The sequence below is a fragment of the Ruminococcus sp. N15.MGS-57 genome (genome assembly GCF_000980385.1).
Lineage (GTDB): Bacteria > Bacillota > Clostridia > Oscillospirales > Ruminococcaceae > Hominimerdicola > Hominimerdicola aceti.
Genome location: NZ_LARF01000062.1, coordinates 1 through 7,255 on the forward strand (window position 1 = coordinate 1; position 7,255 = coordinate 7,255).

Below are 7,255 nucleotides of genomic sequence, written 5' to 3' on the forward strand. Positions count from 1 at the left end.
TTGCTGGAGGAGCATTCGCTCTTGCACTTCTGAGCGGTGCGGCTGTGGTCATGGCCAAGAAGAAAAAGTAAATAAGATCTCCCCTATTGTTGATATTTCGGAGAAGGGCAGTTCCTTGTGGACTGCCTTTTTTCTGTTTGCAGGAAAGCGGAATTTGCCTGCATAATTTGGGGCGTTTTTTTGCAAAGAAGCATAAAAATGCAATTATTTTATATTGATACTGCAAAATCGTCCGTGCAAGCTCAGACTAACTATTGATAATAGTCAATATCTTTTATTATCTATTTTATACCATGAAATTACATTTATTCATAAAAAATCGTTATAGATTTAAACGAAATGTAAAAAATCAGCTCACAAAATCTGCGTTTACCCTTGCAATTCAGAAAAATATGTGGTATAATTATATTGCTGTAATAGGAGCACAGCATGAAACGCTGACGTTGTGTTTTCAACGGGCAGATGAAAGTCTGCAAAGCTTATGCTTAATAATAAGGAAAGAAAATGAATGTGCCGGCGTGTGCTGTTTCATTATAGCGCCTATTAACGATATTTTTTTGAAAAGGAGTTATTGCAACATGTCAAAGATCGATTTGAGCAAGTACGGTATCACCGGAACTACAGAAGTTGTTTACAACCCTTCTTACGAGCAGCTGTTCGAGGAAGAAACAAAGCCAACACTCGAAGGCTATGAAAAGGGTCAGGAGAGTGAGCTTGGCGCAGTAAACGTTATGACAGGCGTTTATACAGGCCGTTCACCTAAAGATAAGTTCATCGTTATGGACGAAAATTCTAAGGACACTGTTTGGTGGACTTCTGACGAGTACAAGAACGACAACCACCCAGCTTCACAGGAGGCTTGGAAGTCTGTTAAGGAACTCGCTATCAAGGAGCTTTCAAATAAGAGACTTTTCGTAGTTGACGCATTCTGCGGCGCTAACAAGGATACAAGAATGGCTATCCGTTTCATCGTTGAGGTTGCTTGGCAGGCTCACTTTGTAACAAATATGTTCATCAAGCCAACTGCTGAGGAGCTTGAGAACTTTGAGCCTGACTTCGTTGTATACAACGCTTCAAAGGCTAAGGTAGAGAACTATAAGGAGCTTGGTCTTAACTCTGAGACAGCTGTTATGTTCAACATCACAAGCCGTGAGCAGGTAATCATCAACACTTGGTACGGTGGAGAGATGAAGAAGGGTATGTTCTCAATGATGAACTACTTCCTTCCACTCAAGGGCATGGCTTCAATGCACTGCTCAGCTAACACAGATAAGAACGGTGAGAACACAGCTATCTTCTTTGGTCTGTCCGGTACAGGTAAGACAACACTTTCTACAGACCCTAAGAGACTTCTTATCGGTGACGACGAGCACGGCTGGGACGACAACGGAGTATTCAACTTCGAGGGCGGCTGCTATGCTAAGGTCATCAACCTTGATAAGGATTCTGAGCCTGATATCTACAACGCTATCAGAAGAGATGCTCTTCTTGAGAACGTAACTCTTGACGAGAACGGCAAGATCGACTTTGCTGATAAGAGCGTTACAGAGAACACTCGTGTATCTTATCCTATCGACCATATCCAGAACATTGTAAGACCTATTTCTTCTGCACCTGCTGCAAAGAACGTTATCTTCCTTTCAGCAGACGCATTTGGTGTACTGCCTCCAGTATCTATCCTTACACCAGAGCAGACACAGTATTACTTCCTCTCTGGCTTTACTGCAAAGCTTGCAGGTACAGAGCGTGGAATCACTGAGCCTACACCAACATTCTCAGCTTGCTTCGGTCAGGCTTTCCTTGAGCTTCACCCAACAAAGTATGCTGAAGAGCTTGTTAAGAAGATGCAGAAGAGCGGTGCTAAGGCATACCTGGTAAACACAGGTTGGAACGGCACAGGCAAGAGAATCTCTATCAAGGATACTCGTGGAATCATCGATGCTATTCTTAACGGCGATATTCTCAACGCACCTACAAAGAAGATACCACACTTTGACTTTGAAGTTCCAACAGAGCTTCCAGGCGTTGATCCTGCAATTCTCGATCCTCGTGACACATATGCTGACGCTTCCGAGTGGGAGACAAAGGCTAAGGATCTTGCAAGCAGATTTGTTAAGAACTTTGCTAAGTATGAGGGCAACCCAGCAGGTAAGGCTCTTGTATCAGCAGGTCCAAAGGAATAATCAATAACTCTGATACTATTATATAGTATAAAAGCTGCTGTGCCTTTTGGTACGGCAGCTTTTTTGCGCTCTTGAAAAAGTGTGATGAAGGTGGTATAATTGGTATGGAGGCGAATTTAGTTTGGAAAAGAAGAATTATGCCGCAAGGGCGGCTATATATGCCATGGGGCTTGTGATACTTGCCGCAGGGATAACTATGAACATCAAAACAGGGCTAGGGGTATCCACTATTATATCAGTGCCATTTGCCATATCGAGTATATGGGACGTGAATTTTTCTCTTGTGACTTTTGCTACATATGCACTGTTTGTTGTGATAGAAATGATAATAAAAGGCAGCGACAGAACTGTTATAGACTGGCTGCAAATACCATTCAGCATTGTGTTCAGCCTGCTGCTGAATATGTTTTCAAAGCTGCTTGATTTCAATTTCGGGCATTTGTGGCAAAACACGCTGTATCTGGCAGCAGCGATAATCTGCACGGGTGCTGGAATGTCAATGATGATAGCCATGAAGTTCGTGCCGAATCCAGCCGACGGTCTTGCTCAGGCTATAGGAAAAGCCTTTGGAAAGAACATGGGCTTTGGCAAGAATATACTTGACGCATCGTGTGTTGCCATTGCCTGCGTGATAGGTCTGCTGTTTGACAAGCGGATAATAGGTATCGGTATCGGAACGGTGGCGGCAATGCTCCTTGTGGGAAGGTGCGTGGCAGTATTCGATCATTTCTTCAAAGACAGAATGAAAAGTGCCGCAGGGCTTGCATAATAAAAAAACGCCGCAGAGGACAGACATCTCTGCGGCGTTTGTGTATTTATATAATAAAAAATCCGCTCTACATAAAGTAAAGCGGATACAAGCAAAAGCTTAAACTTTTGCTGGCGCGGATTGAGAGATTTGAACTCTCGCGCCCGTTTCCAGACCTACTCCCTTAGCAGGGGAGCCCCTTCACCACTTGGGTAAATCCGCAAACCTGTATATATAAAAAATGTGGCGGACAGGGTGGGATTCGAACCCACGGTACGTTGCCGTATCACTGGTTTTCAAGACCAGCTCCTTAAACCACTCGGACACCTGTCCACATTAATTATTTGTTTTGTGTCGTTCTCTCTCAGCGACTTAATTATTATAGCACAGTTCATCTGTCTTGTCAACCCCTTTTTCAAATTTTTTTTGAGAAATTTTTTAAAGCATAAATATTCCTTCGTATGCTAACGATACTTGACGAAATCTTATAAATATGGTATAATAAATCACAGCTTTGTATGTTTTATCACTTTATATGATAATTTATACAGAAAATTTTTTATGGAGGCGACTTTATTATGAAGATGACTGTAAGTCAGGCTATGGTTGAATGTTTGAAAGCTGAGAACGTAAAAGTCGTCTTTGGCTATCCCGGAGCTGCTATCTGTCCTTTTTATGACGCTTTGCTGGATGCTGAAAACGACATCAGGCAGGTGCTTGTGAGACAGGAAGCTAATGGTGGTCATGCGGCTAACGGCTATGCACGAATTTCAGGTAAGCCTGCGGTCTGTATCGCTACATCAGGTCCGGGTGCAACTAATCTTATTACTGCTATTGCTACCGCTTATGCGGATTCTATACCTATCGTGTGCATAACAGGTCAGGTGAATACCGACCAGATAGGATCTGACGTTTTTCAGGAGGCTGACATTACAGGCTCGGCTGAGCCGTTCGTTAAGCACAGCTATCTTCTCAAAGACCCTGAGGACACTGCGAGAGTGTTCAAAGAAGCTTTCTATATAGCAGGCACGGGCAGACCGGGTCCTGTGCTTATAGATATCCCTATGGACGTTCAGAAAGCTGTTATCGATTTTGAGTACCCTGAAAAGTGCGAGATAAGAAGCTATAAGCCTACCACAAAGGGCAACTACGTTCAGGTAAGGCGTGTAATGGCGGCACTGGAAGAGGCTGAGAAGCCGCTTATCTGTATTGGCGGAGGTGTTTTTGCCGCTCACGCTGAGAACGAGATAAGAGAACTTGCCGACCTTATGCAGATACCTGTTATCACAACTATGATGGGCATTTCTGTTTTCCCTGATGACGACCAGCTTTTCTGCGGCATGATAGGAACTCACGGTGTTAAAATGGCAAATGCCGCTGTGAACGAGTGCGACGTGCTGTTCCTTGTGGGTGCAAGAGTTGGCGACAGAGCCGTTAAAACACCTTTGGCTCTGGAGAAAACTACTAAGATAATACATATAGATATCGACCCTGCGGAGATAGGCAAGAATATCGGTGCTGACCTGCCTCTCGTTGGTGACGCAAAGCTTGTTTTACAGCAAATGACGGAGCTTGCAAAGCCTATGAAGCACGATGAGTGGATAGCTCACATCAAGACCCTTGGGGGCGAAAGAAAGTATGTTGAGCCTGCAAAGGGTACTGTCAATCCGAGGGTGTTTATCGACAGGCTTGCAAAGAAAATGCCTGCCAATGTTACTGTTGTGGCAGACGTTGGACAAAATCAGATATGGACCTGCACTGAATATAAGTTCCGCAAAGAGGGCAGACTTCTTACCTCAGGCGGCATGGGTACGATGGGTTATTCTGTGCCTGCGGCGATAGGTGCAAAAATGGCTGACAACAGCAGAGCAACAGTTGCTATATGCGGTGACGGAGCTTTTCAGATGTCGTTCATGGAGCTTGCAACAGCCGTTCAGTTCGGCGTTGATATAAAGGTGGTAGTAATGACAAACAACCGCCTTGGCATGGTAAGAGAGCTTCAGACAAACGGCTATCATGACAGACAGACAGCAGTTTTTCTTGATGGCTCTCCTGACTTTATCAAGCTCGCAGAAGCTTATGGCATACCTGCAATGAGAGTTTATGACGATGATACTATGGATAAGGGCATCGAAATGCTTGCTGAACATAAAGGCATTTGCCTTGTTGAAGTCGTTGTGGATAAGGATATGCCAACATTATAAAGCCAATATTTTAACTATCTGTAGCGTTTACAGTATATAGCGTTTACGTTCAAAAAATCTTAATAATAAGCTGATATAATTAAAAATCAAGGAAAGGTTTCCTTATGGAGGTTGATTTATGAAACATACGATCTCAGTTCTTGTAGAAAACCACAGCGGTGTTTTATCAAGAATTTCCGGACTGTTTTCAAGACGTGGGTTCAATATCGAGAGCCTTGCAGTAGGTCCGACTCATGACCCTGACGTTTCAAGAATAACGATAGTTGCTGACGGTGACGAGCATACAGTTGAGCAGATCGAGAAACAGCTCAATAAACTTATCGAGGTCATCAAGGTAAAGACATTTGAGGCTAATGAGTATCTCGCAAGAGAGCTTATGATAGTCAAGGTGTCTGCGGTCGCAAACAGACGCAGTGAGATAATGACTATTGCGGATATCACAGGGGCTAAGGTCATGGATATAACGCTTACGACAATGACATTGGAGCTTTGCGACACTTACGCTCACCTTTGCAGATTTGAGGAGGTCATAGCACCTTACGGAATAATCGAAATGGTAAGAACAGGCACTATCGCAATAGAGAAAGGCTCTGACACATTCAATGCAGGCAAATAAACTTTGATTATATAGCCGAAAGGCTACATAAAATAAATCTTAAATTTCTGAATTTGGAGGAATTAACAATGGCACAGGCAAGAATATTCTATCAGCAGGATTGCGACATTAACGTACTCAAGGGTAAGAGAGTTGCCATTATCGGTTACGGTTCACAGGGTCACGCTCATGCACTCAACCTTAAGGAGAGCGGTGTTGACGTGGTAGTAGGTCTTTACGAAGGTTCTAAGAGCTGGGCAAAGGCTGAGCAGCAGGGTCTTACAGTTATGACAACTGAGGAAGCTGCAAAGACATCTGACATCATCATGATCCTTATTCCTGATGAGAAGCAGGCTGCACTTTATAAGAAATCTATCGAGCCATACCTCACAGAGGGTAAGACTCTTGCATTCGCACACGGCTTTAACATTCACTTTGGCTGCATCGTACCACCAAAGAATGTCAATGTTATCATGATCGCACCTAAGGCTCCTGGTCACACAGTACGTTCTGAGTATCAGGCTGGTAAGGGTACACCTTGCCTTATCGCAGTTGAGCAGGACGCAACAGGCAACGCACAGGATATCGGACTTGCATATGCACTTGGTATCGGTGGAGCAAGAGCAGGTGTTCTTGAGACAACATTCAGAACAGAAACAGAAACAGACCTCTTCGGTGAGCAGGCTGTTCTCTGCGGTGGTGTTTGCGCACTTATGCAGGCAGGTTTTGAAACACTTTGTGAAGCTGGTTATGACCCAAGAAACGCATACTTTGAGTGTATCCATGAGATGAAGCTCATCGTTGACCTTATCTATCAGTCAGGTTTCGAGGGCATGAGATATTCTATCTCTAACACAGCTGAGTACGGCGACTACATCACAGGTCCAAAGATCGTTACTGAGGACACTAAGAAGGCTATGAAGAAGGTTCTGTCTGACATTCAGGACGGTACATTCGCTAAGGACTTCCTCCTTGATATGTCTGACGCAGGTTCACAGGTACACTTCAAGGCTATGAGAAAGCTCCACGCTGAGCATCCTTCTGAGAAGGTTGGTAAGGAGATCAGAAAGCTCTACAGCTGGAACAACGATGACGAAAAGCTCATCAACAACTAATTTGCAGATAAATATTATTGCATAAAGAAAAGCGACTTGCAATTAACTTTGCAGGTCACTTTTTTCTTTTTTTACTTCGCTACTCTATCTTGGAGCATAGCTTTTATTTTGTGGCTCGGTAACTCTACCTTTGTTTAGTGAGCAACCGAGCTACCAACATTGTTTTGTTAAGATAATGCACTGTCATTTTGGTCATAAGTTTCAACGCTGTCATGCTCATCAGTGGTGTATGAATAAACCATATCCCCCTCAACTGTGACATCCACCTGGGTTACATCATATGCACTGCCGTCCTTATCCTTTTCAAAGTATATTGAAAAGTCAAGTCCGGATAAATCATAGGAGCTGGACTCTTTGTCATATGGCAGAGTTTCTACCCAAAGTCCATATGCGAAAAGCTCCGGCGTGAT

At 43.7% G+C, this 7,255-nt stretch carries 7 protein-coding genes and 2 tRNA genes; 5 read left to right on the forward strand and 4 right to left on the reverse strand.

What is annotated here, in order from left to right; all coding sequences use genetic code 11:
- Positions 1–226: hypothetical protein (locus WS40_RS11650; protein WP_325208526.1), on the reverse strand; the 226-nt coding region annotated here is incomplete at its 3' end.
- 352 nt (positions 227–578) lie between these two features.
- Here WS40_RS11650 and pckA point away from each other — a divergent pair.
- Both pckA and WS40_RS09865 read left to right on the forward strand, forming a co-directional pair.
- Entirely contained in the window at positions 579–2,183 is a 1,605-nt protein-coding gene (pckA, locus tag WS40_RS09860; RefSeq protein ID WP_022287493.1) for a phosphoenolpyruvate carboxykinase (ATP), read from the forward strand.
- 121 nt (positions 2,184–2,304) lie between these two features.
- On the forward strand, positions 2,305–2,952 hold the full coding sequence (locus WS40_RS09865; protein WP_242989238.1) for a YczE/YyaS/YitT family protein: 648 nt from the start codon (positions 2,305–2,307) through the stop codon (positions 2,950–2,952).
- A gap of 111 nt (positions 2,953–3,063) precedes the next feature.
- Here the strand turns inward: WS40_RS09865 and WS40_RS09870 are convergent.
- A tRNA-Ser gene (locus tag WS40_RS09870) sits at positions 3,064–3,153 on the reverse strand.
- Positions 3,154–3,175: 22 nt separating this feature from the next.
- Positions 3,176–3,264: transfer RNA gene (locus tag WS40_RS09875), tRNA-Ser, on the reverse strand.
- A gap of 245 nt (positions 3,265–3,509) precedes the next feature.
- Here WS40_RS09875 and ilvB point away from each other — a divergent pair.
- The 3 genes from ilvB (at position 3,510) to ilvC (ending at position 6,845) form a co-directional block, all read left to right on the forward strand.
- Positions 3,510–5,135 carry a biosynthetic-type acetolactate synthase large subunit gene (gene ilvB, locus WS40_RS09880; RefSeq protein ID WP_046441966.1) on the forward strand — a complete coding sequence of 542 codons (1,626 nt, stop codon included), beginning with the start codon at positions 3,510–3,512 and terminating at the stop codon, positions 5,133–5,135.
- Positions 5,136–5,253: 118 nt separating this feature from the next.
- Entirely contained in the window at positions 5,254–5,751 is a 498-nt protein-coding gene (gene ilvN / locus WS40_RS09885; protein WP_022287490.1) for an acetolactate synthase small subunit, read from the forward strand.
- A 68-nt stretch (positions 5,752–5,819) separates the two neighbouring features.
- Complete coding sequence (gene ilvC, locus WS40_RS09890) at positions 5,820–6,845, forward strand: ketol-acid reductoisomerase (protein ID WP_041337504.1); 1,026 nt, start codon at positions 5,820–5,822, stop codon at positions 6,843–6,845.
- A gap of 167 nt (positions 6,846–7,012) precedes the next feature.
- Here the strand turns inward: ilvC and WS40_RS09895 are convergent.
- Positions 7,013–7,255, reverse strand: a 243-nt coding sequence (locus WS40_RS09895) for a hypothetical protein (protein WP_046441969.1), incomplete at its 5' end; no start/stop codon positions are given.

Coding starts and splice junctions, on each gene's coding strand:
- ilvN (WP_022287490.1), top strand. CDS start 5,254: ATGAAACATACGATCTCAGTTCTTGTAGAAAACCACAGCGGTGTTTTA.
- ilvC (WP_041337504.1), top strand. CDS start 5,820: ATGGCACAGGCAAGAATATTCTATCAGCAGGATTGCGACATTAACGTA.
- pckA (WP_022287493.1), top strand. CDS start 579: ATGTCAAAGATCGATTTGAGCAAGTACGGTATCACCGGAACTACAGAA.
- ilvB (WP_046441966.1), top strand. CDS start 3,510: ATGAAGATGACTGTAAGTCAGGCTATGGTTGAATGTTTGAAAGCTGAG.